The organism is Nesterenkonia halotolerans (assembly GCF_014874065.1).
Classification (GTDB): domain Bacteria; phylum Actinomycetota; class Actinomycetes; order Actinomycetales; family Micrococcaceae; genus Nesterenkonia; species Nesterenkonia halotolerans.
On sequence record NZ_JADBEE010000002.1, the window covers coordinates 506,947 to 531,366 of the forward strand.

The 24,420-nt window shown below is 59.7% G+C and carries 18 protein-coding genes; 13 read left to right on the forward strand and 5 right to left on the reverse strand.

Going from position 1 to position 24,420, the window contains the following annotated elements:
• Positions 1-16: 16 nt before the first annotated feature.
• Both H4W26_RS12610 and H4W26_RS14065 read left to right on the forward strand, forming a co-directional pair.
• Positions 17-745, forward strand: coding sequence for a cysteate racemase (locus H4W26_RS12610; RefSeq protein ID WP_192592552.1), 729 nt, complete (start codon positions 17-19; stop codon positions 743-745).
• Entirely contained in the window at positions 742-1,464 is a 723-nt protein-coding gene (locus H4W26_RS14065; RefSeq protein WP_192592553.1) for a CPBP family intramembrane glutamic endopeptidase, read from the forward strand. The genes H4W26_RS12610 and H4W26_RS14065 overlap by 4 nt, the downstream gene beginning before the upstream one ends.
• A 67-nt stretch (positions 1,465-1,531) precedes the next feature.
• Here H4W26_RS14065 and glmM read toward each other — a convergent pair whose 3' ends face one another.
• Positions 1,532-2,890: a phosphoglucosamine mutase gene (glmM, locus tag H4W26_RS12620; protein WP_192592765.1), complete on the reverse strand. Its 1,359-nt coding sequence runs from the start codon at positions 2,888-2,890 to the stop codon at positions 1,532-1,534.
• 101 nt (positions 2,891-2,991) lie between these two features.
• Entirely contained in the window at positions 2,992-4,053 is a 1,062-nt protein-coding gene (locus H4W26_RS12625; protein WP_192592554.1) for a hypothetical protein, read from the reverse strand.
• Between the two features lie 36 nt (positions 4,054-4,089).
• Between H4W26_RS12625 and H4W26_RS12630 the strand changes: the two genes are divergently transcribed.
• The 4 genes from H4W26_RS12630 to H4W26_RS12645 all read left to right on the forward strand — a co-directional run bounded on the left by H4W26_RS12630 (position 4,090) and on the right by H4W26_RS12645 (position 11,305).
• Complete coding sequence (locus tag H4W26_RS12630; protein ID WP_192592555.1) at positions 4,090-4,824, forward strand: inositol monophosphatase family protein; 735 nt, start codon at positions 4,090-4,092, stop codon at positions 4,822-4,824.
• Entirely contained in the window at positions 4,721-6,292 is a 1,572-nt protein-coding gene (locus H4W26_RS12635) for an N-acetylneuraminate synthase family protein (RefSeq protein ID WP_192592556.1), read from the forward strand. Before H4W26_RS12630 ends, H4W26_RS12635 begins: the two co-directional genes overlap by 104 nt.
• Positions 6,293-6,369: 77 nt before the next feature.
• Entirely contained in the window at positions 6,370-10,467 is a 4,098-nt protein-coding gene (locus H4W26_RS12640; RefSeq protein WP_192592557.1) for a glycosyltransferase family 2 protein, read from the forward strand.
• Positions 10,457-11,305, forward strand: a complete 849-nt coding sequence (locus H4W26_RS12645; protein WP_192592558.1) for a hypothetical protein — start codon at positions 10,457-10,459, stop codon at positions 11,303-11,305. The genes H4W26_RS12640 and H4W26_RS12645 overlap by 11 nt, the downstream gene beginning before the upstream one ends.
• Positions 11,306-11,335: 30 nt before the next feature.
• Here the strand turns inward: H4W26_RS12645 and H4W26_RS12650 are convergent, their stop codons facing one another.
• Together H4W26_RS12650 and rfbB are read right to left on the reverse strand one after the other, a co-directional pair.
• Positions 11,336-12,760, reverse strand: coding sequence for a sugar nucleotide-binding protein (locus H4W26_RS12650; RefSeq protein ID WP_192592559.1), 1,425 nt, complete (start codon positions 12,758-12,760; stop codon positions 11,336-11,338).
• A 28-nt stretch (positions 12,761-12,788) separates the two neighbouring features.
• On the reverse strand, positions 12,789-13,787 hold the full coding sequence (gene rfbB, locus H4W26_RS12655; RefSeq protein WP_192592560.1) for a dTDP-glucose 4,6-dehydratase: 999 nt from the start codon (positions 13,785-13,787) through the stop codon (positions 12,789-12,791).
• A gap of 124 nt (positions 13,788-13,911) precedes the next feature.
• Here rfbB and rfbA point away from each other — a divergent pair, with 124 nt between their 5' ends.
• From rfbA to wecC, 4 genes are all read left to right on the forward strand, one after another.
• The gene (gene rfbA / locus H4W26_RS12660; protein ID WP_192592561.1) at positions 13,912-14,790 is read left to right on the forward strand and encodes a glucose-1-phosphate thymidylyltransferase RfbA; all 879 of its coding nucleotides are present in this window, start codon (positions 13,912-13,914) and stop codon (positions 14,788-14,790) included.
• A 257-nt stretch (positions 14,791-15,047) separates the two neighbouring features.
• Positions 15,048-17,237 carry a glycosyltransferase gene (locus H4W26_RS12665; protein WP_192592562.1) on the forward strand — a complete coding sequence of 730 codons (2,190 nt, stop codon included), beginning with the start codon at positions 15,048-15,050 and terminating at the stop codon, positions 17,235-17,237.
• A 395-nt stretch (positions 17,238-17,632) separates the two neighbouring features.
• Positions 17,633-18,931 carry a glycosyltransferase 61 family protein gene (locus H4W26_RS12670; RefSeq protein WP_192592563.1) on the forward strand — a complete coding sequence of 433 codons (1,299 nt, stop codon included), beginning with the start codon at positions 17,633-17,635 and terminating at the stop codon, positions 18,929-18,931.
• A gap of 84 nt (positions 18,932-19,015) precedes the next feature.
• Positions 19,016-20,272 carry a UDP-N-acetyl-D-mannosamine dehydrogenase gene (gene wecC, locus H4W26_RS12675; protein ID WP_192592564.1) on the forward strand — a complete coding sequence of 419 codons (1,257 nt, stop codon included), beginning with the start codon at positions 19,016-19,018 and terminating at the stop codon, positions 20,270-20,272.
• Positions 20,273-20,288: 16 nt separating this feature from the next.
• Here the strand turns inward: wecC and H4W26_RS12680 are convergent, their stop codons facing one another.
• The gene (locus H4W26_RS12680; protein ID WP_192592565.1) at positions 20,289-21,302 is read right to left on the reverse strand and encodes a hypothetical protein; all 1,014 of its coding nucleotides are present in this window, start codon (positions 21,300-21,302) and stop codon (positions 20,289-20,291) included.
• 116 nt (positions 21,303-21,418) lie between these two features.
• On the opposite strand from H4W26_RS12680, the gene H4W26_RS12685 reads away from it, so the two are divergent.
• Genes H4W26_RS12685 through H4W26_RS12695 form a run of 3 tightly spaced genes read left to right on the forward strand, consistent with a single transcriptional unit; the run spans position 21,419 to position 24,383 of the window.
• A complete protein-coding gene (locus tag H4W26_RS12685; RefSeq protein WP_225940020.1) occupies positions 21,419-23,041 on the forward strand; it encodes an aldolase catalytic domain-containing protein in 1,623 nt (540 codons plus the stop codon).
• Positions 23,038-23,730, forward strand: a complete 693-nt coding sequence (locus H4W26_RS12690; protein ID WP_192592567.1) for an acylneuraminate cytidylyltransferase family protein — start codon at positions 23,038-23,040, stop codon at positions 23,728-23,730. The genes H4W26_RS12685 and H4W26_RS12690 overlap by 4 nt, the downstream gene beginning before the upstream one ends.
• Positions 23,727-24,383: an HAD family hydrolase gene (locus H4W26_RS12695; RefSeq protein ID WP_318779883.1), complete on the forward strand. Its 657-nt coding sequence runs from the start codon at positions 23,727-23,729 to the stop codon at positions 24,381-24,383. Before H4W26_RS12690 ends, H4W26_RS12695 begins: the two co-directional genes overlap by 4 nt.
• Positions 24,384-24,420: the final 37 nt, after the last annotated feature.

The window sequence follows — 24,420 nt, forward strand, 5'->3', positions numbered from 1 at the left end:
AGTACACTCAACGCTGATGACCAGTGACAACACTGCCGCAGACCCCTCCGCCCAGGGTCCCCTCGTGGGGATCCTGGGCGGTATGGGTCCTGCCGCCACCGTGGACTTCTATTCCAAGCTGATCGCGGCCACCCCGGCCGCCACCGATCAGCAGCACCTGCGGGTGATGATCTGGGCGGATCCCACCGTGCCCGACCGCTCACAGGCGATCGTCGGCCACGGGGAGGACCCCACCCCGAAGCTCGTGGAGGGTGCCCAGCAGCTCAAAGACGCCGGCGCGGCGTTCTACGTGGCGGCCTGCAACGGCTCGCACGCCTTTCTGCCGCGCGTGCGTGAGCAGGTGGACCTCGAGTACGTCTCGATGATCGAGGTCACCGCAGAGCACCTCAGCGCGCTTCCCTACGTGAAGTCCGCCGGCCTGCTGGCCACCGACGCCACGCTGACCGCCGGGCTCTACCAGGGCAGCCTCTCCGAGTACGGGGTGGAGCCGGTCGTGCCGGATCCGGCGGACCAGCACACGGTCATGGAAGCCATCTACGCGGTGAAGGCCGGGAACCTGGGACCCGAGCTGCGCGCCTCACTGGTGCGAGTGGCGCAGTCCCTGGTGGAACAGGGCGCCGACGTGATCGTGGCGGCCTGCACCGAGATCCCACTGGCCATGACCGCCGAGGAGTCCCCGCGTCCGCTGGTGGACCCTGCGGTGCTGCTGGCCAACCGTGTGGTGACCAAGGCGAACAGCTTGTGACGAGTCCAGTGGATGTCGCCCCGGCGGTCGGGGAGCAGCCTCCCTCGTTGAAGCTGGCCGGCCGCGCGGCGCTGTGGATCATCGCCATCACGGTGCTGGTGTTCGGCGGGACCCTGGCCCTGCTGTTCATCCCGGAAAATCCGGATCAGTTGGCGGTCCCGTCGATCGTGCTGGCAGTGATCGTCCATGCCGTGCTGGTCCTGGTGGCGCTGCGGCACGTGGTCCGGCGTTCGAACTCCTCCTGGCGGTCCCTAGGCCTCGTGAGGCCATCCTGGCGGCTGCTGCACCTGCTGTGGCAGGTGCCCGTGGTGATTCTCGCTGCTCTGACCGTGCAGCTGGTGACATCGCTGCTCACCGGCGGCGCGAATGATGACGCGGGTGGATCCATGGGTGACTTCGCCGTGGGTATCCACCCCACCTTCGCGATTCTGGCGTTCGTCGCCATTGCCGTGCTGACCCCGCTGTGGGAAGAGATGTTCTTCCGCGGTCTGCTTTTCGGCAGCATCCGCGGGAAGTGGGGAGTGGTGCTGGCGATCGTCATCACCACGGCGCTGTTCTCCGTGGTGCACGCTGTGCTGGTACTGGTGCCCTACTTCTTCACCCTCGGGCTGGGCCTGGCGCTGCTGCGCATCTTCCACCGAAACCTCTGGGGCCCGCTGGTGCTGCACGTGACGATCAACTCCATCGCCTCCGCGACGATCCTTACCGCGCTGATTTAGGCCGCGGGGGCGGTGCCGGGTCGCGCCGCACCCTCATTGCTCAGCAGCAGTCAGGGGGAGCGGGACTCTACTCCGTGAGCGCGAGTTCGGCTTTGACGATCTCAGCCAGCGCTTCGGACTCCGACTGCGCCAGCTCCGCGGTCGCGGCCTCGACCATCACCCGCACCACCGGCTCGGTCCCCGACGGACGCAGCAACACCCGGCCGGTCTCCCCCAGACGCGCTTCAGCCTGCGCCACCGCAGCCTGCAGCGGCTCATGGGTCTTCGCCCGCGTCCGGTCCACACCCTTGACGTTGATCAACACCTGCGGAAGCTTCGTCATCGCCTCCGCCGCCAACACCCGCGCCGACTTACCCGTCGCCGCGACCCGGGCCGCAAGCTGCAAACCAGTCAGCAGACCATCCCCGGTGGTGGCGTAGTCCGCAAAGATCAGATGCCCCGACTGCTCCCCACCCAGGTTGTACCCGGCCGCGCGCATCGCCGCCAACACGTACCGGTCTCCGACCGCGGTCTCGACCAGGTGCACCCCGGCGGCGCCCATGCCCAGCTTCAACCCCAGGTTCGACATCACCGTGACCACCAGGGTGTCTTCGACCAGGGTTCCGGCGTCCTTCAGCGCGATGGCCAGGATCCCCATGATCTGGTCGCCATCGATGATCTCTCCGGTGTGATCCACCGCCAGGCACCGGTCCGCGTCCCCGTCATGGGCGATCCCCAGGTCCGCCTGGTGGGCCAGGACCGTGTCCTGCAGGGGGCCCAGGTGGGTGGAGCCGTATCCGTCGTTGATGTTCAGCCCGTCGGGGTCTGCCCCGATGACGATGACCTCGGCCCCGGCGTCGGTGAACGCTTCCGGGGAGACTCCGGCGGCGGCCCCGTGGGCGCAGTCGAGCACGATCTTCATGCCCTTGAGGCTGACCCCGTCCAGGGAGCGCAGCAGGTGCACCAGGTAGCGGTCCTCGGCGTCCGCGAACCGGCGGACCCGTCCGACGTCGGCCCCGGTGGGACGCGGCGGGGCCAGGCCGAGCTGGGTCTCGATGGCGTCTTCGGCGGCGTCGTCGAGCTTGTGTCCGCCGCGGGCGAGGAACTTGATCCCGTTATCCGGAGCGGGGTTATGTGAAGCGGAGATCATCACCCCGAAGTCCGCGTCGATGTCGTCCACGAGGAACGCGGCGGCAGGGGTGGGCAGCACTCCGGCGTCATAGACATCGACTCCGGCGCTGGCCAGGCCCGCGGAGACCGCGGCGGCGATGAACTCACCCGAGATGCGGGGGTCACGGGCGACGACCGCGGTGGGTCTGGTGCCGGGGGCCACCTGCTGGTGGCCCAGGACGGTCGCTGCTGACTGGGAGAGGGTGAGGGCGAGTTCCGCGGTGAGCAGCCCATTGGCCACACCACGCACGCCGTCAGTGCCGAAAAGTCTCAAAATCAGTTCCTTCCTCTGCTAAAGCACCGAGGATCAATGGAGTTCTTCCAGACAATACGGCATTGGCATTTCGGCATTGAATCGACCCGAGGTCTCTTGAGCGGCTAGGAGCGCCGGATCATCTGATCGATGATCCTGACGCCACACCGCCGTGGTTCTCCGTAGGCCGGGTAGAGGAACTCGCTGATATCTGCCGTGGGCACCACGTTCGAGACCGTGGCACCTTCGGCACTGTCCAGGGAGGGAGTCTGGATGTCCACCGCGGTACCGGTCAGTCCGGGGAAGGCCCACATGGCATCGATGGCCAGATTCTTGATGTCATCGCTCAGGTCCGCAAACACATCCACCGAGAACCCCCCACCGGCTTCGGCTTCAGGGGCTGTGCCCAGCACGCGGATCTCCCCCTCGCTCAAAGTTTGGTCCAGGCTCACGCCCATCTGTGCAAGGTGCTCTTGGCCCACGGCGAGAACTCTGGATCGAAGATACTCCGAGGACTCCCGGCGTTCCCTTTCCTTCTTCAACAGCTGGCGCACCGTGGACTGCCCATCCCCGGCGATGTAGAACGGTACTCGCGCCACAGCTGCTACGGATTCTTCGGCCACGACGTAGACACGCAGCGCCAGGTTCGGCGAGTAGTGCTCGATGTGGATCAGCTGATTGACACTTTTCAGATGCGCCAAGGCCTCCGTCGAGCGGCTCCACTCGCGGCGTAGGTCTTCTTTGGAGGAGACGGCGAGCGAGGTCACCGGTTTGGCCCGCTCCGAGGCGGGCCGCGCGGTCACGGGAGTGCCGGATTGCTCGCGATACTTATCCGCAGCATCAAACTGAGACACGTGGAAAGACCGGCCCGCGGAGGTGCTGACTGAAGACGCACGGAGATACTCGTGGCCGAGCTCCACAGACTGTGTGGCGTCCCGAGCCTGACCGCTCACAAGCGTGGTGGTGCGGCTGTCGACGCCGCCAATGCGCCGCCCGCGATGCACGAACAAGAAGCTCGGCCCCATCTTGGTGGGTGTGACGCGGCGACGCTTCTGCGCGTCCTCCAGCAGAATCCCCTGATGCTTCATGGTGTTCTTCCACTGGTGCATCTCATGTCGCTGAGGTTCGATGACCTCGCTGATGAACTGCGCAACGGGGGAATCGGATTGGTGCACCTCAGATGACATACCGGCCAGGATATCCCGCGCATAGGATGGGCAGTGATGGAACAGCACACCCAGACGGCCCGCGCCGCCCTCATCGAGGCCAGTGACCTCCTGGATTCCCTGATGCCGAAGCTGGATGCCCTGCGCACTGACGTGGAGCTCAAGGCGGATGACACTCCGGTGACCGCGGCTGACCTGCTGGTGCAGCAGAAGCTCGAGACACTCCTGCGGGCAAGGCTGCCCGATCTCACGTTTGTCGGTGAAGAAGAATCAGCCGGGTGGGAAGCGGAACCTACCGGTTGGGTGGCAGTCGTAGATCCCATTGATGGCACGGAGAACTTTGCGTCGTCACTGGTCGAATGGGGCACTGCCATCAGCATCTTCCACACCGGGGTCCACTCCGCCAGCATGATCACGCTGCCGGAGCTTCGCCGTCGCATCATCACCGGTGACACGCTGGCCTATGCGCAGTCCCGGATCGCAGGGTTCTCCTCAGGGATGAACCAGACGCTGGTAGATCGGATCGCGCAGGCTCCCCAAGCTCGAATCTACGGTGCCGCTGTGTACAATTTCTTCGGTGTCGTCACCGGTCGTTTGGCCTCGTTCACGAACCCGGTGGGGGCGTACTCCTGGGATGTGCTTGCTGGCCTGTCCCTAGCCCGAGAACACAACTGTGAGGTTTTTGTCGATGACGAACCGTACGACGGACGATATCTCGAGCCTGGCCGCAGATATCGCGTCGAGGTACACCACCGATACGATCGTCATCCTCGGCAAGGGTCCCTCGGCTGAGGAAGTCCATTCCCGGGTCTTCGAGGGCAACCTGACCATCGGCATCAACGATGCCGAGCGCATCCACCCGATGGACATCTCCATCTTCTATGAGGACTGGGTGGCCGAGTCAGTCCAGGCCGAAGGAATGCGTTCCCAGGCCTACGTCACTTCTACCGATTTGATGGCGCCGGGACGCAGAATCGTGAAGCTGCCTTTCCAGCCACTGAGCAACGATGAGGAAGACCTCATCCTGCTGCGGTTCCAGAACCGCGAAGAGATCGCCATCGAGGAAGCCATCTTCCTCACCGCACTGGAGGTCGCCCGCACCGTCGCCGAGTCCAAGGGACGGACCCAGACCGTGTACATGGTGGGCTTCGACTTCACCCCCGCCTCCGGCCACGCCAAGTCCGCGACGACGACGTTCGCCCCGGACCTGGACAGTCGGCGGGCCGCGGGCATCGCGATGCAGGAGTATGTCCTCAGGAATGCCCTCTACACGCTGGAGGACTCCGAGCTGAGCGTGCACCACGTGGGCACCAAGGACTTCTCCAGCCTCGGACCTAAAGAGCTCAACGAACAGCACAACGTGTCCGTCACTGCGCCGGCTCAGCCAACCGTGCGCGCCGCAGCGCCCGAGACCCGTGGGGTGGAGGTCACCGCGGAGATCACGACCAACCACTTCGGGGATTTCGACCGGCTCGAGAAGCTTGTCCGCGCTGCCCATGAAGCCGGAGCAGACTGGGTGAAGGTGCAGAAACGCGATGTCGCCTCTTTCTACACCCGCGAGCAGCTGGCACAGCCCTACAGGTCCCCTTTCGGCTCCACCTTCGGCGAGTACCGCAATCAGTTGGAGCTCGACCACGAGGGATTCCGCTTCCTGGACGATCTATGTGCGGATCTCGGCATCGGCTGGTTCGCCTCAGTGCTCGACCAGCCCTCCTTTGAGTTCATGCTCGATCTCAACGTGCCGATGATCAAGCTGCCCTCCACGATCTCCGAGCACAAGCAGTACCTGAGCCACGTCGCTCAGCGATACACCGGATCACTTGTCCTCTCCACTGGCATGACCGACCACCGCTACGAGGAATGGGTCCTGGAGACCTTCAAGAAGCAGGACAAGCTCTATCTGCTGCACTGCAATTCCGCCTATCCCACTCCCGATGAGCACACCAATGTGGGTGTGGTGCGGCATTACACCGAACTTGCCAAGGAACACCCGCAGATCGTCCCCGGATACTCGAGTCACGATTTCGGATGGATGGCCTCAGCGCTTGCGGTCGCTGCTGGTGCGCGCATGGTCGAGAAACATGTGAAGCTCGGAAACACAGAATGGGCGCACTTCGATGCCGTCGCCGTGGACCTCAACAGCGATGATTTCACCGAGTACGTCGCCGCGATCCGCAAAGCCGAGGTGCTTGTGGGCTCCACCCAGAAACAAATCACGGACAGTGAACACCACAAGTACCAGGTGCCCTCGTCACGCTGACCCTGGACCGAAAAAGGGCTTTGATAGCCTGACGCTCGGTTGTCTTACCCTCACCACGCTCACGGGATCGCAGGTTTATGAAGTTCAAGATTGTCAATTACCAGGCCCATCGAATCAGCGGCTGGGTCTATGACCCCGAGACGGATCAGGGCAATGCAGTTGTGGACCTTGTGGTCAACGGAGAGGCGGTCTCTGCGCTGACCTGCAACATCTTCCGCGATGAGCTCTCGGCTGAAGAATTCAGCACCCGGAACGTGGGCTTCCTCGGCACGCTCCCGCCCCAGTTCTGGACCGGTGAGGGACACGATGTCGCCCTCGTCCACCGTGGCTCAGGGCAGGTGCTTACTGAGACGCGGATGGACACCAACGACTCCCGGGTGGTCGGCGCAGACGACCTGAGTGCCGACTACAAGGTCACTGCAGAGGGGAAGGTCGCCGGGTGGGCCAGCGCCGAGAAGCAGCCGGCCTATGCACGCGTCACCGTGGATGGCACGGTCATCGATGAGGGACGGACTGATAGGCGAGAGCTCCCGTGGAAGCGTGGCTCACTGAAGTTCGATGCGCCGTTTGGGTTTATGCATGCCACCCAGATTCCGTCCACCTTCTTCGACAACCAGATGCACCGCGTGCAGGTCTTTGCAGGCAATTCGCCGCAGGCTCCCGTGCCGGTTCTGGACTACACGATCGAACTTGCGGCAGAACACAGCGACGCCGCGGCCCTAGAGGCCCAGCGGCTCCAGCAAGACGCTCCCGATACCTCTTCGACCTGGCTGAAGTCCCCCCGGATTCGTGAAGAGATCCGCGTGGAGCGCTTCGCGCTGACAGAGTGCTACGCGTCCATCACTTTGACAGGTGAGATCCAGCACCGCAGGCTCGTCCTGCGTCTGGGCGAGGCAGAAGTGATCCTGACAGCCGTGACAGAGCCTCCCGAGGGGGATCCGGAAGCTGCCGGTACCCAACGGTACGCGGGTGAGATCCCCCTTGAAGGACGGTTCTCCGAGTCTGTTCCGCTGTTCACGCCAGGTGCGGATGTCGCCAGTACCTATGACGTCCGGTTGGGGGACACCACAGGCCGCCGACCGGCACGTCTCCCTGAGACTCTCGTGCAGGACACCACAGGTGACTTCCTGCTCTCTGAGACGGTGCTCGATGGCGGGGTCTTCACCGGCTGGGCCTTCCACACGGCGGGACTTGATTTCCCCGTAGAACTGGTCCTCCGCGAGATCACCAACACCGGGCAGACCGAGGTGCACCGCACGTCCGCCACACTGAAGAACAAGCATGCAAAGCTGCAGCATGGGATTCGAGAGGCTGGCTACGCGTTGGCGCTGCCATCCTCGGTCCTGGTTCGGCGAAGTGCCCACCTGCAGCTCCTGGCGGTCCACGCCCGAGGCGAACGGGTCCTATGGGAAGACCGCGCCTTCTACGCCACCAACCATTTCCTGCTGGCTCAGGCCCTCCAGGCGTCCTCCTCTGCTCACGCCCTTGAGCTCCTGGGCAACGCCCGCAGGGCGGGACGTAAGAACTTCGTGGAATCATTCCTCGGAACCTATAAGCATTCTCGGGTCGGTATCACCCTCGACCAGCTGGAGACGGCGATAGCCGAGCAGAAGCAAAGTGCCGGTGCGACGCTTGAACCAGCTCACGGCGCGATCTGGTATTGGGTCCATGAGCTTCGCACCAACCCAGGCCGACTCAAGTGGTTCACCACCAATGCCATCCGCAACCGCAACGGTGGCGCCCGAGACGTGCTTGCCTACGCAGCCTCCAAGGGCCGCTACGAGTTCGGCCAGCTTCATGGGATCCTCGAGTCCTACCGCGCCGGTCTCTTCAAGGATGCGGCTGGGCAGATGCTCGTAGACGAGCACTGGAAGTCGGGCATATTGGCCATGGCCCAGTTCCTCTTCGCTGCTCCCCGAGACGAGACGGACCAGCTCGACGCGCTGACGCTCTACTCCATGATCGAGGAGTGGCGTGGAGTGGTAGATATCAAGGGCGCGGACCGCGCCTTCTATGGTGACCTGCTCCGCTGGCGCGGCGAATTCGAGGAATCGGCACGAGTCCTCACCGCCGAAGACCGTGACGCGCAGCATGACTACTCGCAGAACCTGTTGGCGCTCAATGCCGTGAATCCGCACGTCACAGGAATCTCCAGCTACGCCGATGCGTGGCTGGCTGGCTTCAATGAGCTTCTGGAGGAGGACGGGGTTGCCCCGATCTCAATCCGGGACGACCACATTAGCTTCTACAACGTCACCACCAATCTGCCACCGGCGCCCACTGGCGATGACGCGCCGTTGGTCACCGTGATCATGCCGATCTACGAACCTAGCGCGGCCACCAACGTCGCAGTGGACTCCCTGCTGCGTCAGACCTGGCGAAACCTTGAGATCATCATGATCGACGATTGCTCCCCTGAGCGGGACGAACATGGCCGGCCCACGGCATACCGTCAGCAGCTGGAGGACCTCGCAGCCCGAGATCCCCGAATCCGACTGGTTCTGAATGAGGTCAACCGCGGGTCCTACTCCGTTCGCAACGAAGCACTGGACCTCGCCACGGGCGATTTGATCACCGTGGCGGACAAGGACGACTGGCACCACCCGCAGCAGATTGAGCTCCAGGTTCGAGACTTCCAGGCGTCCCCGGAGCGTGTGGCCAACATGACCAACTGGGTCCGGGTGGATGAACAGCTCAGCTTCGTGCTCCGTTCCGCGACGGGACGGGTGGTCTACCCCTCCATGGCCTCGCTCATGTTCCGACGCGACCCGGTGCTGACCGACCTTGGCTACTGGGACACCGTTAGAAAATCTGGGGACTCTGAGTTCAAGAGCCGCATCGAGAACTACTACGGAATCAACGTGGAGCCCATCACTAGGGCACCTCTGGCCTTCGCCTTAATGGACGGGGCAAACCTCACCCGAGATGACATGGGAGTCGGTTACCTCGCACCAGAACGCCGGGCGTACCTTCGTGGTTACAAGAGCTGGCATCGAGAGATCCGAGAGTCAGATGAGTCGCCCTACATGCCGAAGGCGCCCCAGGAGCGTCGCTTCGTCGCGCCTGCTCCGTATCTGCCGGGAACCCGACGGGAAGGGCCGGCGCAGTACGATGTGGTCTTCGCTTCGGAGTTCGGCTTCCTCGCCGGAAACTCCACCTCTCTCTTCAATGAGATCTCGGTCTGTCTGAACGCGGGATTGCGGGTGGGCGTGATCCCGTTCCAGAACGGACTGATCCCCTCGGCGTCCAAGCGGCAGTTCAGCCGCAAAATCGATGACCTGGTGCTCACGGGACAAGTGGATCGGTTGTCCCTGGACACCGTGGCCGAAGCTGACCTTCTTGTAGTGCGGTGGCCCACGGCTGTGCAGATGGTTCCCGATATGGTTGCCGGACTCAAGCCGCAGAGAGCGGTCATCGTGTCCAACCACCCGCCATTCGAGCCGAGCGGGGAACGGCGCAGCTACGACATCGGAGTCGTGACTCGAAATATCGAAAGGCTATTCGGCGTGCGACCTCTCTGGGCTCCGCAGAGCGAGCAGATTGGAGCCATGATCTCCCCGCTCATGCCCGCGTCAGATATGACGAGCTTTTCCTGGAAGGGGATCATCGAGCTCAAAGAGCAGGCGACCCAGAATCGCTTCAGGGCGGGTCGGCCAACCATCGGGCGGCACGCACGCGACGACGCAGCGAAGTGGCCCTCGGATCGCAAAGTCTTCAAACAGGTGTACCCAGCCGATGGGTCAGCCAACGTCTGCATCCTCGGTGGCACCAAGGTGCCCGTGCAAAAGGGCTTCCTCTCAAAGAACCCGCCCTCCTGGGAGGTCTACGCGTTCAACGAGATCACCGTGGACGAGTACTTGGCGGAGAAGCTGGACTTCTTCGTGTATTTCCACAGTGACGGCTGGCTTGAGGCATTTGGCATGGCGATCCTGGAGGCGATGAGCTATGGCGTGGTCTGCGTGCTGCCACGGCACTTCGAACCAGTGTTTAAGGACGCGGCGATCTACGCGGGACCAGACCAAGTCACTGACGTCATCAACGAGCTGTGGGACTCGCGGCGGTACGCAGAGCAGCAACAGCGCGCTGTGAGATTCATCGAAGAGGAATGTACTCCGGAGGCGTACCTAAGGCGCCTAGCCGGTCTAGGCGTACAGGTGAAAAACAATGAAGGCTAAGAAGACATCGATCAAGCACCTGGATAGCGTTCCACGCCACAGCTGGGAGGGACCTCAGGACCTCGATGTCGAGGAACGGGGTCTTTACACAGAGCATCTCGACGGTGAGCAGTACGATTTCATCTTCGCTCCCAAGCCTGAAACGGGCCGCCTCATCGTGTTCTTCTCCGGAGATGCTCGGCGCAGCAAATTTGAGCCGCCAGTGTTCCAGCGGTGGAGCTGGGCATCGAAGTTTCCGGCAAGCTGCCTGTACTTCTCAGACCCGGCCCTTTACCACCACTCCAACCTTGGACTCGCATGGTACGCGGGGAACAACCACGGCGATTACCTAGAACACATCGCCAAGATCACCCGATCTATCGTCCAGCGAATGGGAACAGCGCATGGTCAGGTTTTTTCCTACGGCTCCAGTGGTGGCGGATTTGCTGCTCTCCGATTTGCGCGGTATTTCAAGGGCCTGCGGGTGATCGCAATCAATCCCCAGACGGACCTCTGGGCGTATCCGGTGAAGTGGACCAACCGCTTGGCCAGAGCTTGCTATGACGCGAAAACCCTTGGCGATGTCCCCGTGGATCAGCAGTACAAGTTCTCGGCCCTGGATCCAGCCGTGCTCCACGGTGCCCGCGGAATTTTCCTCGGGCAGAATGAGCAGGACCGGGATCACTACGAGAAGCACTTCGAGCCGTTCAATGACTACGTTGAGAGTCTCGGACTCCGCGACAGACTCACCAGCCGGGTCTTCTCCGACGCCTCAGGACACGCTGGCGCGGAGAACCAAGAGACGTTCGACGAAATTATCGGTTTTCTGAAAGCGCCCGAGCCTGAAGCGAAGGAGTAAATCTGCGCTCGCCGTGACGGCGGGCTACACCTACTCGGTACTCGAACCCAAGTAGTCGCGGAGCATTTCAAACTGGTCGGCAGGCCGGAAACCAGTGGACTCGATCTTGCTCAGATCGAACGTGGCATTGCGGGGCCGGGGCGCCGCGCTTGCTTTGTCGGCGAAAAACTCTTCCGTCGTCACCGGCTTCACATCCTGGGGGTTGTGGCCGGTCAGCGCATAAACGCTCTGCGCCACGTTGGACCAGCTGACGACATCGCCAGCGTTGGACACGTTGTAGGTTCCATACGGCGCACCCTGGTCGAGCAGATGGGCAATGGCACGTGCGATCTCGGTCGCGAAGCTCAGTCTTCCGAACTGATCGGCAACGACGGTGGGGCTGATTCCGCGTTCTGCGAGGGCTGACATGGTCCTGACGAAGTTCTTGCCATCGCCAATGACCCAGGACGTGCGCAGGATGTAGTGCTTCGGTGTGATGCTGACGGCGTAGTCACCGGCCGCTTTGGACTGCCCGTAGACCCCCAGGGGAGTGAACGGTTCATCCTCAACGTGGAGCCGCTGGGAGCCGTCGAAGACGTAGTCGGTGGAGACATGGACGAGTGTCAGTCTGTGTTCAGAGGCGATTCGGGAAAGCAGTGTCGGACCAGCAGCGTTCGCAACCCAAGCCCGCTGACGGCCGTCTGCTGTCTCCGCGTCGTCGACCGCCGTGAATGCGGCTGCATTGACCACAGTGGTGTATTGAGACCAATCAACCGCGTGGACAGAGTCGGGTTGGGCCAGGTCGACGACATCCCGACCTACTACTTCTACGTCAGATCGGCTCTCCCAAAGCTCAGCGAGCGCCACGCCCAGTTGGCCAGATGCACCGATCACCAGAGTCTTGCGCTGCTTCATGGGGGTCACGGCCTCGAGGCGAGGGTGCGCTAGATCCTTGGCTGACAGTTCTCCGTTCCCTAGCGACAGTGGCCAGGGGATCGCGGCAGTCTCGTCCGCCAGGTTCAGGAAGGTGTACTGGTCCTGGGCAGACGCAGACCAGTGGTCGTTGACCAGGTAGGTGTATGCCGTGTCGTCTTCCAGAGCTTGAAATGCGTTGCCCACACCTCGTGGAACGAACACGGCGACTGAAGGGTCTATCTCACACCAGTACGTGGCACCGAACGAGTCACCTTCACGCAGATCCACCCATGCGCCGAACACCCGACCAGTAGCCACAGAGATGTACTTGTCCCAGGGTTCCGCGTGGATTCCGCGCGTAACACCTCGCGAAGCGTTGAAGGAGATGTTGTTCTGGACCGGGCCGAAATCGTCGAGGCCGAGCGTCGTCATCTTCTCGCGTTGCCAGTTCTCTTTGAACCATCCACGAGCGTCACCGTGGACTGGGAGGTCGATGACTTTAAAGCCAGGGATAGGCGTCTCTCGGACGGACAGCGACTTACCGGTGTGCAGTGAGGTCATGGTCGGCCTTCTTTCGTGGAGCTGGGGGTCAGTGGCCGGAGGCGGAGTACTTGGCTTCGGCGTCAGCCTTTTGGCCACGCCACCACTGTTCGTTCTCGCGGTACCAGGTGATCGTGTCTCTCAAGCCGGCGGTAAAGTCCGTGAACTGAGGCGTCCACCCCAGCTCGTCCCGGAGCTTGCTGGAATCGATCGCGTAGCGCAGGTCGTGTCCTGGCCGGTCCTTGACGTGATCATAGGCGTCGGCCGATTCCCCCATCTCGCGGAGAATTGTCTGAATGACCTCGAGGTTGTTCTTCTCCCCGTCGGCGCCGATCAAGTAAGTCTCTCCCGTTCGGCCACGTTCGAGGATGGCAAGAACTGCTGCCGAGTGGTCGTCGGCGTGGATCCAATCCCGAACGTTCTCTCCCTTTCCATACAGACGCGGACGCACCCGGTCGATCACGTTGGTGATCTGGCGTGGGATGAACTTCTCGACATGCTGGCGAGGTCCGTAGTTGTTGGAACAGTTCGAGATCGTAGCTTCGAGACCAAAGGACCTGACCCAAGCGCGGACCAGCAGATCCGAACCCGCTTTCGTCGCAGAGTAGGGCGACGACGGGTTATAGGGGGTCTCTGCGGTGAACTTGGCGGGATCATCCAGTTCCAGGTCCCCGTACACTTCGTCAGTTGAAATGTGGTGGAAGCGAGTCCGATGTCGACGCGCTGCCTCTAGGAGCGTGAACGTGCCGACGAGGTTGGTTTCCAGGAAAGGTGAGGGGTCAAGTAATGAGTTGTCGTTGTGCGTCTCTGCGGCATAGTGGACGACAGCGTCAGCTTTGGCGGTGAGTTCGTCGACCAAAGACGCATCGCTGATGTCTCCTACAACGAGCTCGACGCGTTCCGAAGGAAGTCCATCAAGCGACGCCTTGTCACTTGCGTAGGTCAGCTTGTCCAGTACGACGATGTTGTGGGTCGTGTGCTCAATCGCGTAGCGGACGAAGCTAGACCCAATAAAGCCGGCTCCGCCGGTTACCAACAGTGTGCTCATGAGACTCACCATAGTACGGACGGATGACTTCCACACCGACCGCTAGGGTCGTCGAACCTCACTGTCCCAAGTAGAGTGTGTCCGATATAAACGGTTCGGCAAGATACGGGAGAGTCCGATCGACATGGCGAGAAAAGGCATAATTTTAGCGGGAGGCTCCGGGACGAGACTCCACCCAGTGACAAGGGGCGTCTCTAAGCAGTTGCTGCCCGTATACGACAAGCCGATGATTTATCACCCCCTCTCGGTTCTGATGCTCGCAGGCATCAAAGAGATACTGATAATTTCCACGCCTGAGGACCTGCCACAGTACCGACGGCTGCTCGGAGACGGGGAGGACTTCGGTATCAACCTTCAGTACGCCGAACAGCCTGCGCCAGACGGTCTCGCACAAGCTTTCCTGATCGGGGAGGACTTCATCGGGGCCGATCCTGTTTGTCTGGTGTTGGGCGACAACATCTTCCATGGACAGCATTTCTCGGAACAGCTCAGTCGGGCATCCGAGCGACCCTCGGGTGCCACAGTATTCGGGTACCTAGTCAAGGACCCCGAGCGTTTCGGCGTCGTGGAGTTCGACCAGGACGGCCATGCACTATCCATCCAGGAGAAGCCTGCGCATCCGAAATCACCGTATGCGGTAACCGGTCTCTACTTCTATGACAACGATGTGGTTGACATCGCCAAGCAGGTGAGACCATCGGCGCGGGGGGAGCTTGAGATTACCAGTGTCAACACGGTTTACCTGGAACGCGGAACTCTGACAGTCGAGAAACTCGGGCGGGGTTTCGCCTGGCTTGACACCGGGACTCACGAGAGCCTCCTCGAGGCAGGACAATACGTCGCTGCTATAGAAAAGCGTCAAGGCTTAAAGGTGGCGTGCCTAGAGGAGATCGGCTGGGAGAAGGGTTGGATATCTGATCAACACTTTGAGCAATCGGGAAGAGGGCAATCGAAAACGGATTACGGCCAATACATACTTAGGCGAGCTTTAGAAAAATTTTAAACTATTATGTACGTCGTCCTTGTAATGATTTTAGAAAGATTTGTTCAATTTTAGAAATAACTTTAGAACACCCAGCGGGTGATTACGTGCGCTCAACTTGGGATTCTCCGACCCCGATTACGCCGCCACATTGAGACAGTCCAAGCGATATCCAGCATTCTGCCGCGCGCAGACGGTCCGACGTTCAGATATGTCGTAAGCTAAGCCAGGACTCGTAAAGACAATCAATAGAGCTCATCAGAGGAGCGGGAGAGCAAATGAAGATGCTCGAGAACTTGCCAATTCCAGGGTTTGTCGCTGACCCCGAGTGGGGCAATCGCTGGAATATCGGCAATAACCAAGGTGTCATCGTCTATCTGGACTCCTCTGGCAACCTGGTTGTGAATAAAGACTCGAAGTTCACACTGCATACCGTGTTGAACGCGACTACGAGCGACCTGGAAAAACTCCCGAGGGGGAGGGGCGTCAGCGTGCTGTCAGGGTCCGCTTATACTGCATCTCTGAACGCGCACAGCCTTGACGGCGTCCGAGCGCAGCTTGCCATCCACGAATTCAACGTGACCGGGGCATTGGTCAATAGGACACTGGTTAGCAACCTGGACAGAGTGTTGTTTGTATCGACGTCCCAAACGACTCATCTGGCGGTTTCGGTCCGCACAGTGGGCCAAGGGTCAGTGACACTTCGAGGCCTAGAGTTCAATCCCGCCGTGACGAACAAGGCTGAGCCGGGCGTACACAAACACGGCAAAGTTGTGGAACCCGGGTACAAGTCCCGTCCCACTGCGAGAGATGCTCACGTTTGGCTGTTGCCGGTTCGTCAAGCACTTTACAACGACACGCCTCTGAGTGCCTTGATGAACAAGAAAGACGCGCTGGAAGCCTGTGCCGCTCTTCTCGAAGGGGGCCATTTCCTTGAAGTGAAAGAGATCGTACGGCGTCTAGATCTATACGGTGACCTCACAACATCACAACTTAGAAAAGTATTCTGGCATGCGCGCAGGACGGGGTACTTGCAGCATGCCGTGTCAACGCTGGATGAGATTGTTATAAAAAGTAGGAACAGTAAAGACGAAGTTGCACGCAATTTATTGCGAGAAGAGCTTGATTTTCAAAAGGACCCATGGAGTGTGCTCGATAAGCTCGACACTATAGATGCATACGACCCGAATGGTCCGGTATTACATATGGTCGGGAAGTCGCTCCCGGAGCGGCAAACCGGTTATACTCTCCGAACGAAGTACACTACTGAGGCATTGGCAAACGCGGGGATTAAGAGTGTTGTAGCGGTGCAAGGCGGTGGAAACTTTGATATAGATATTTTAGAAACTCAACGGCGAGAACACGCAGGAGTTTCGACAGTAATTTTTCCTGGGCTGCCTAAGAATAAGGCGCCCAGAGCTTCCTGGATGAAAGAAAATTCTAAGCACCTTTTCGACCTTGTGAAGCGAGAAAAGCCCAGCGTCATCCATGCTCATTCCGATTTTGTGAACGGCGTGCTGGCTACATGCGTTGGAGAGGCTACCGGCGTTCCTGTCGTTTATGAGTCGCGTGGCTTCTGGGAAGAGACTTGGCTGTCGCGAATTGCCCGGGCCCAGAATTGGGAAAATACAGACCACATTATTCGAATGTACGGCGCGCCCGAGCTCTATAGTCTTCGTCGAGACACCGAGCGGCGAGTCCGAGAGCGTGCGGATCGAGTGATTACTTTGGCGAAGACCATGCAGGACTTTATTCTTTCTGAGAGTCCTGGCATGATCAAAAGCGACAAAATTTCGCTTGCTAGGAATGCGGTAGATCCAAAAGAGTTTCCGGTAGAAATATCATCAAGAGGCCTCAAGAGCAATTTAGGTATAAGTTCAGAGTCTACTGTGATTGGGTATATTTCTTCTATTGTCGAGTACGAGGGAATAGAAACTCTAATAAACGCATTTTCAATGCTCTCACAAAAATCTCAAACGAGTTTAGTTATTGTCGGAGATGGCCCTCACCTCAATTCGCTCAGGCGCTATGTCGAGTCGAGGAACATAAAGGATGTTGTGTTCACGGGAAGGGTCCCGCATGAAGACATCCTCTCCTACTACCACACGATTGATATTTTCGTGGTACCTCGTCGCCGAACGACCGTAACCGAACTAGTGACCCCGCTCAAGCCATTCGAAGCATTTTCGACTGGGAGGGCAGTGGTGATGTCGGATGTGGCAGCGTTGGCTGAAATTGCGGAAGACTCGGGTGGAGCGGCTCGCACTTTTCGTGCCGACGACGCTCAGTCGCTTAGATCTGTCTTGGAAGATCTCCTAGATGCGCCAGGAGAGAGGGCACGAATGGGAGAGCAAGGCGCGAAGTGGATCCGTTCGGAACGCTCGTGGGAATCGAATGTCGCAATCTATTCGAGTGTTTACGCGGCATTACGCAAGCCCTCCACCACAAGGGGGGCGAGCAAGTGGTAGGTACAACCATCCCCAGCTCTACTGGGCATGAGTTCATACTGGACGAGACGTGGGCTGTATTGCGAGTGATACTGGCTGACACAAGTGGCCTCGGTTCCAACGAGATCCGAGTTCAGATTAGGGATAAAAAATCGGGTGACCTGCTAGACGACCGAACCGTTGTGACGCCCAGTCGTTTGGCGATTGACCTGGGCGCCTGGGTAGGTAATGACCAGCTAGTTGTTCGGCTACTCGAGCAGAAAAGCGAAGGGGTCTGGAAGCATACTTCTGGATCAATTAGTCTGAATCGGCTAGGTTCGTTACAGACCTTCAATGTGAGACCTTCAGACTGGGGAGTGCAACAGTCATGCTACGTGAACTTTCGGAATCCGAATCCGAAGGAGGATTTCACTAGTGTGCTCGTTGAGAGGGACAGGGACCTCACTGTTTACTACGACCAGCAGCGTGCTGATTCACTGTGGGCTACCTTCTTTGAGGCGCTACCGGGTGGAAAGCGTGGGATTAAGTTGGGGCCCTCAGTAAAGATCGCGGCATTAGAGCTACGTGGCGAGACTCCGGTGGAGGTGTTCCATCGGTCTTCTAATCTACGAGGAAGCATACGGAAGAATGTAACAATCTCGCCGCTACTCGCGGTGTCTGTCTCAGGACAGCGGATTTCTGGAAGTGGCTATATCGGAGCTTGGGAACGTGAGGCTCCTATTCCTGAGGCCATGGAATTTTCCATGGGGAGACCTAACTACTTTTTTAGAGAGAAGCCTGTTCCTGGAACAGAGTCCCCGCACGATCGAGTCATCTACATGGGTTTCCCTCACAGTTCCTGGGGACACTTCATAACGGAAGGTCTTGCTCGTTGCTGGTATGCACTCGAGAATCCTGACATTCCAGTCGTGTGGTGTGGCAAGTCGTTCAAGCCATGGCATCGGGAAGTCCTGGAGATTATCGGACTAGCTAATCCCGAGATCATTTTGAACCAGCCCACCTTTTTCAAAGAAGTCATTTTCCCTTACCCTGGATTGTCAATCGGAGATTATTGTATTCCGGAGTACTTGGGTATTTTAGGTTCTTTTCCTCAGAGCGATATGATTGAAGGAAAGAAAGTGTTTCTTTCTCGTTCTGGTGTTGTAGACGGTGGGGATGAGGTGCTCTCTGTGGGGGGTGACTCTAGGTTGGACGCAATAGCTACTGCGCATGGTTTTGAAGTTATTCGTCCACAAGAGCTTTCCGTCCGTGAGCAACTGCACGAGCTGTCTTCCGCGGAGCATGTTCTGTCTATAGAGGGTTCCGCACTTCACACGCCGATCTTGCTGAGTGGTACGCCCAAAACTCGTTTTTGGGCGCTGGCAAGGCATAGGGGTGGTGCCGGGATTTATGACCACATCAAGACTTCCAAAGGCCTTAAATATGAAACCCTGAACATGCTCAACGGTAAGACTCGAGGTTTTCGCGAGAAGATCGATTTTAATGTGGACCTGTTTGAGGAGCTAATGATTTCCACAAAGGGTTTCACGCAGAATTTGGAGTTTGCTGAGTCGCACAGACTTGATCCTTCGACCCCACAGACGTCTTTCGAGAATCAGATCGTCAATTGCCAGGTTCGTAGTAGCGGTCACAGGGCTCGAGAGATTAGAGCACACGTTGGGGCTTTAGAAGGAGATCGAAATGCGGTTCTAACGAATTTGGCGACTACACTTTAAGTGTGTTATATTTTTGATGCCACTTCCCTATTTCACTATTATTTGATAGACGGTAGTTTTTAATGCGATTTCGTATGTGTAAGAATGACTGGGAGAAGTCTAGTTTTGATTGAGAAGACAGGTATCGTTGGGGTAATCGGGCTCGGCTACATCGGACTGCCCACCGCGGCCATCCTGGCAGATCACGGCGTGAGAACGATCGGCATGGACGTCTCCGAACGCAACGTCGCCGCGGTGAACAACGGCGAGGTCCCCTTCGTGGAACCCGGACTGCGCGAAGTCCTCGAACGCGCCGTGAACAGCGGCACCCTCACCGCGACCACGCAGACCCCCACCGCCGACGCCTACATCGTCGCGGTCCCCACCCCCTTCACCGACACCCACTCGGCAGATCTGAGCTACATCGAGGCCGCCGCCGACGGGATCGCCACGAAGCTCACCGGTGGGGAGCTGATCATCCTGGAATCCACCTCCCCTCCCGGGGCCACCGAACACATGGCAGCCCGCATCCTCAGCGCACGCCCGGACCTCACCGCCGAGGACATCCTGGTCGCGCACTGCCCCGAACGGGTGCTCCCGGGCAAGATCATGGACGAGATGATCACCAACGACCGGATCATCGGCGGACTCACCCGGCGCGCCGCCGAGGCGGCCCGTGACCTTTATTCGGCGTTCTGCACCGGGGAGTTTCTGCTCACCGACGCGCGGACCGCGGAGATGGCGAAACTCACCGAGAACAGCTTCCGCGATGTCAACATCGCCTTCGCCAATGAGCTCTCCGTGATCAGCCACAAGCTGGGCATCGACGTGTGGGAGCTCATCGAGCTGGCCAATCACCACCCGCGGGTGAACATCCTGCAGCCAGGTCCCGGTGTGGGTGGGCACTGCATCGCAGTGGATCCCTGGTTCATCGTCGACGCCGCACCGGAGCAGGCCAACCTGATCCGCACCGCCCGGCAGACCAATGATGCCAAGCCCGAATGGGTCCTGGGCCGGATCGAACAGGCCCTCGAGGCCGCCGGGGAGAACCCGACGGTGGCGCTGCTGGGCCTGGCGTTCAAGGCCAACATCGATGACCTGCGTGAGTCGCCCTCGCTGCGCATCGCGGAGAAGCTCGCCCAGCGCGCTCCGGGTGCGGAGATCCTCGCGGTGGAGCCCCACGTCGAAGAGCTCCCCCGCGCCCTGCAAGGCTTCAGCAACGTCGCCCTGACCAGTCTGGACGCGGCCTTGGCCCAGGCAGATGTGGTGGTGCTGCTGGTAGACCATGACGACTTCAAGCGCGTGGCTCCTGAAGTGTTGGCCGGAAAGACGGTGATCGACACACGCGGCACGTGGCGGTGAGCGAAGACTCTTTGGTTCAGAGGCGAGCTAACGCCTTGCTGCTTTCCAAGAAGGTCTTCCTCATCTTGTCGTAGCTTTGCGGATGCTCGTTTGCGGAGACACGTAGGCATCCCCTCAGTGTCTTGTCGACGAGTGAGTCGTTGACTTCCTTGACTCTTCGGGCAATGCGCATGCTCTCGTAGGCGTTGTCGTGCACTGCCCGCAGCTCTTTAAAGTGAGCGAGGTTCTCGTCAGCGTCGCGGGCAGCCAACTTGAAGATTTGGAAACTCAACGTCGAGGTGCGTCGCGCATCGGGACGCTTTTCCGCGAGCAGCTGGAGTAGCGTGAAGAGCCTAAGCGACAAGGCGCCGTTGTAAGCAAGGTTGTAGTAGGACTCGAAAGAGTGCTCCTTGAGCAGTCCCCTGAGCGTTTGCAGTTTTCGAAGAAACTCATCTGAGTTGCCGCGCGCAAGATGGACATGGTAAAGCGCGCAGAGAACTGAGATATGAAGATGTTCACGGTTGTTCCTGGTACTACGCTCGAGTTTCACGTTAGGTATTACGGAGAGAGAAGTCACAAGCATATTCTCTGCATCTGCCAAGTATGAATCATCTAGGATCTCGATGGCCTTGTACGCTGCCGCCACCGCCGCAGAAATTCGGTAACCCTCTTCGCCGGTGAAGTGATTGAATATCTGGCTGGCGACAAAGTAGTCGACATAGCGATCCCCGCTTCGATCTCGGTGAGATTTGAATTGAGCCTCGAACTCTTGATCTGTTGAGGGGAAGAGGTTCTGGGCCTCGAAGAGAACTTGGTCCCCACTCGACCGCGACACGCGCAAGCTTCTAATGGGATGTACCTGCGTCGCAATGCCTAGGTGCACTGTGTTGTTCACTGCGTTCGTGGTGACCTCGTGGGCGACGTCCCTGGCGTCTGTGACTGTCACGTAGACGAGATCCTCACTGTGAAGACTCTCGACCACGCCGGGGTTGAATTCGATACGACCGTTCCTAAGATCGCAGACTTTTACACCGCTTGATTGAATGCTCATACGTCTTCCTATTTGCCGGAGATTCGCCTCGTTAACACTCTACAGGCGGACGCGAACTGACCGTGGAGTAGTCACCGTGCTAGGTTCTGTACGGATCCTTGACGTTGATGAGTGGGTTGGAGATTGCCAAAATGTTCCTCGACTGTACTTTCAGAGATGGTGGCTACTACAACTTCTGGGACTTCTCCCGGGAGCTCATCCTTGACTACCTGAGCGCACTGCCAGCTGCAGGCGTGGATGTGTTGGAACTTGGATTCCGAACGCTCAAGGACTCTGGTTATCAAGGGCCCTGCGCGTTTACCACCGACGACTTCCTCCGCGGATTGCCCCTGCCTGACTCCATCATGATCGGCGTCATGGTTAACGGAGGCGAGCTGACCGGCAAAACTATGCCCCAGGTCGAAGCGCTGGAACGGCTCTTCCCCGTATCTGCCGCAGACTCTCCGGTGGAGCTCGTTCGTGTGGCTTGCCACGTCCACGAGTTTGAAGCCGCCGTCCCCGCCACGAACTGGCTGAAGGACCGTGGCTATAAGGTCGGTTTCAACCTCATGCAGGTCGCTGACCGCAGCGAAGAGGACATCAAACGTCTCGCACGCACCGCCGCCCAGCACCCACTCGACGTCCTCTACTTCGCCGACAGCTTCGGTGGCATGTCCCCAGATCAGGCCGCTCAGATCATTCAGTGGATTCGCACCGAGTGGTCCGGTCCCATGGGTATCCACACCCACGACAATATGGGGCTGGCCCTGTCCAACTCGCTGCGAGCAATGGACGAGGGCGTCGAGTGGATAGATTCGACGGTTACCGGCATGGGCCGCGGCCCGGGCAATGCCCGCACCGAAGAGCTGGCCATCGAAATGGCCGCCCGCCGCGACAAGTCGGCCAACTTCGTGCCGCTGATGAACCTGCTGCGCAAGCACTTCAAGCCGATGCAGGCCCACTACGGCTGGGGAACCAACCCCTTCTACTATCTGGCCGGGAAGTACAGCATCCACCCGACCTACATCCAGTTCATGCTCAATGATGCCCGGTACGACGAGGAAGATGTCCTCTCCGTGATCGAGCACCTTCGCGTTGAAGGTGGAGCCAAGTTCGATGTCCAGACCATGGATGCCGCTCGACAGTTCTACGGCGAGGAGGCGCAGGGCAGCTGGAGCCCGCAGAGTCTCTTCAAGGATCGCGACGTCCTGCTGCTCGGAACAGGCCCCGGCGTCGCGGACCACCAGCTTGCGCTCGAGTCCTTCATCAAGGAGCACAAGCCGCTCGTCGTCGCGCTCAACACGCAGACCTCAGTGTCCTCAGATCTGATCGATGTCCGGGTGGCGTCGCACCCCATCCGGCTGCTGGCCGACGCCGAGCAGCATGTGCGGCTGCCGCAACCGCTCATTGCGCCGTATTCGATGTTGCCTCGCGATGCCAAGGACGCGTTGGGGGAGAAAGAAGTTTTGGACTTTGGACTCCGCGTCCAATCCGACACTTTCAGCTTCGGTGACACGCACTGCGTCGCGCCGACGTCGCTGGTGATGGCCTATGCGTTCGCCGTGATCGCGAGCGGCAAAGCGAAGGGCCTCTATCTCGCCGGATTCGACGGATACCCTGGGGAGGATGCCCGCAACGAGGAGATGAACCACGTGGTGCGCCGGTACACCGAGGAGGGAGGCGCTGTGCAGCTCACCTCGATCACCCCGACCAAGTATGACGTGGACGTCCAGAAGAGCGTCTACGGGATGATTTCATGAGCGAGCGCGTCACTGCGTTTCTCCCTTGCCGGGCCGGCAGCCAGCGGGTTCCGCGAAAGAACATCAAACCCTTCGCCGATGTGCAGCATGGGCTGATCGAGATCAAGCTCAAGCAGCTCTTCGCCAGCGAGGGTGTGGACGAGGTGGTTCTCTCCACCAACGACGAAGAGATCCTCGCTTACGCAGCCACTCTGGATGATCCCAAGCTCAGGGTGCACCGCCGTGCTGAAAAGCTCTCCTCCAGCGAGACCAGCACCGATCAGCTGGTGGCCCACGCCCTGGAGCTCATCGGGAAGGGTCATATTCTCTGGACGCACGTCACCAGCCCGTTCATCAGTGCGGCGCAGTACGACATGATCATCGCGGCATATCAGGACCAACTCATCGCTGGATACGACTCTTTGATGACCACCACAGAGATCCATGGCTTCCTCTGGCAGCACGAGCGTCCCATGAACTACGACAGAACCGTGGAGAAGTGGCCACGCACCCAGACACTGGAACCCGTCCACGAGGTCAACAGCGGAGTGTTCTTGGCGCCTGCCGAGGTGTACCGGGACCTGGACGACCGCATCGGGGAGCGCCCCTACCTGTACCCCCTGGACAAGCTGGTCAGCCACGACATTGACTGGAACGAAGACTTCATTGTGGGGGAGACGCTCCTGCAGAAGGGCCTTGTGCAGCTGTGAGTGCGTCGGTGGATCCCTCGCGGTACCAGACGCTGGTCTTTGACTGCGATGGGGTCGTCCTCGACTCCAACCGGGTCAAGACGCGGGCCTTTTACGAGGCAGCGCTGCCCTACGGGGAAGCTGCGGCGCAGCGCCTGGTGGATTACCACGTGAGCCATGGTGGGATCTCGCGATACAAGAAGTTCGCGCTGTTTCTCGAGGAGATGGTGGACGGCCGCCAGGGGCCCGGACTGGATTCCCTCCTTGACGCCTACGCCACCGAGGTTCGAGCGGGCCTCATGGCCTGCGAGATCGCACCTGGGCTGGATCAACTGCGGCAGGTGACTCGGGAGTCCCGGTGGCTCATCGTCTCCGGCGGTGATCAAGAGGAGCTCCGAGAGATCTTCCACGCTCGAGGCATCAGCAGCCATTTCGACGGGGGGATCTTCGGCAGTCCCGATACCAAAGACGAGATCCTCGCCAGAGAGATGGGACGTGGCAACATTTCTGGTTCCGCGCTGTTCCTGGGCGACAGCACCTATGATCACCAGGCCTCCTCGCAGGCGGGCCTTGACTTCGTCTTCGTTTCCGCGTGGACCGAGGTCCCAGGATGGGACACCTGGTGCCGGGAACAGGGCATCGCCAGCGTCGAGAGTCTTCAGCAGCTCCTCTAACCCTGCGGCGCTGCCATTCTTCGGTGGCATACTTATC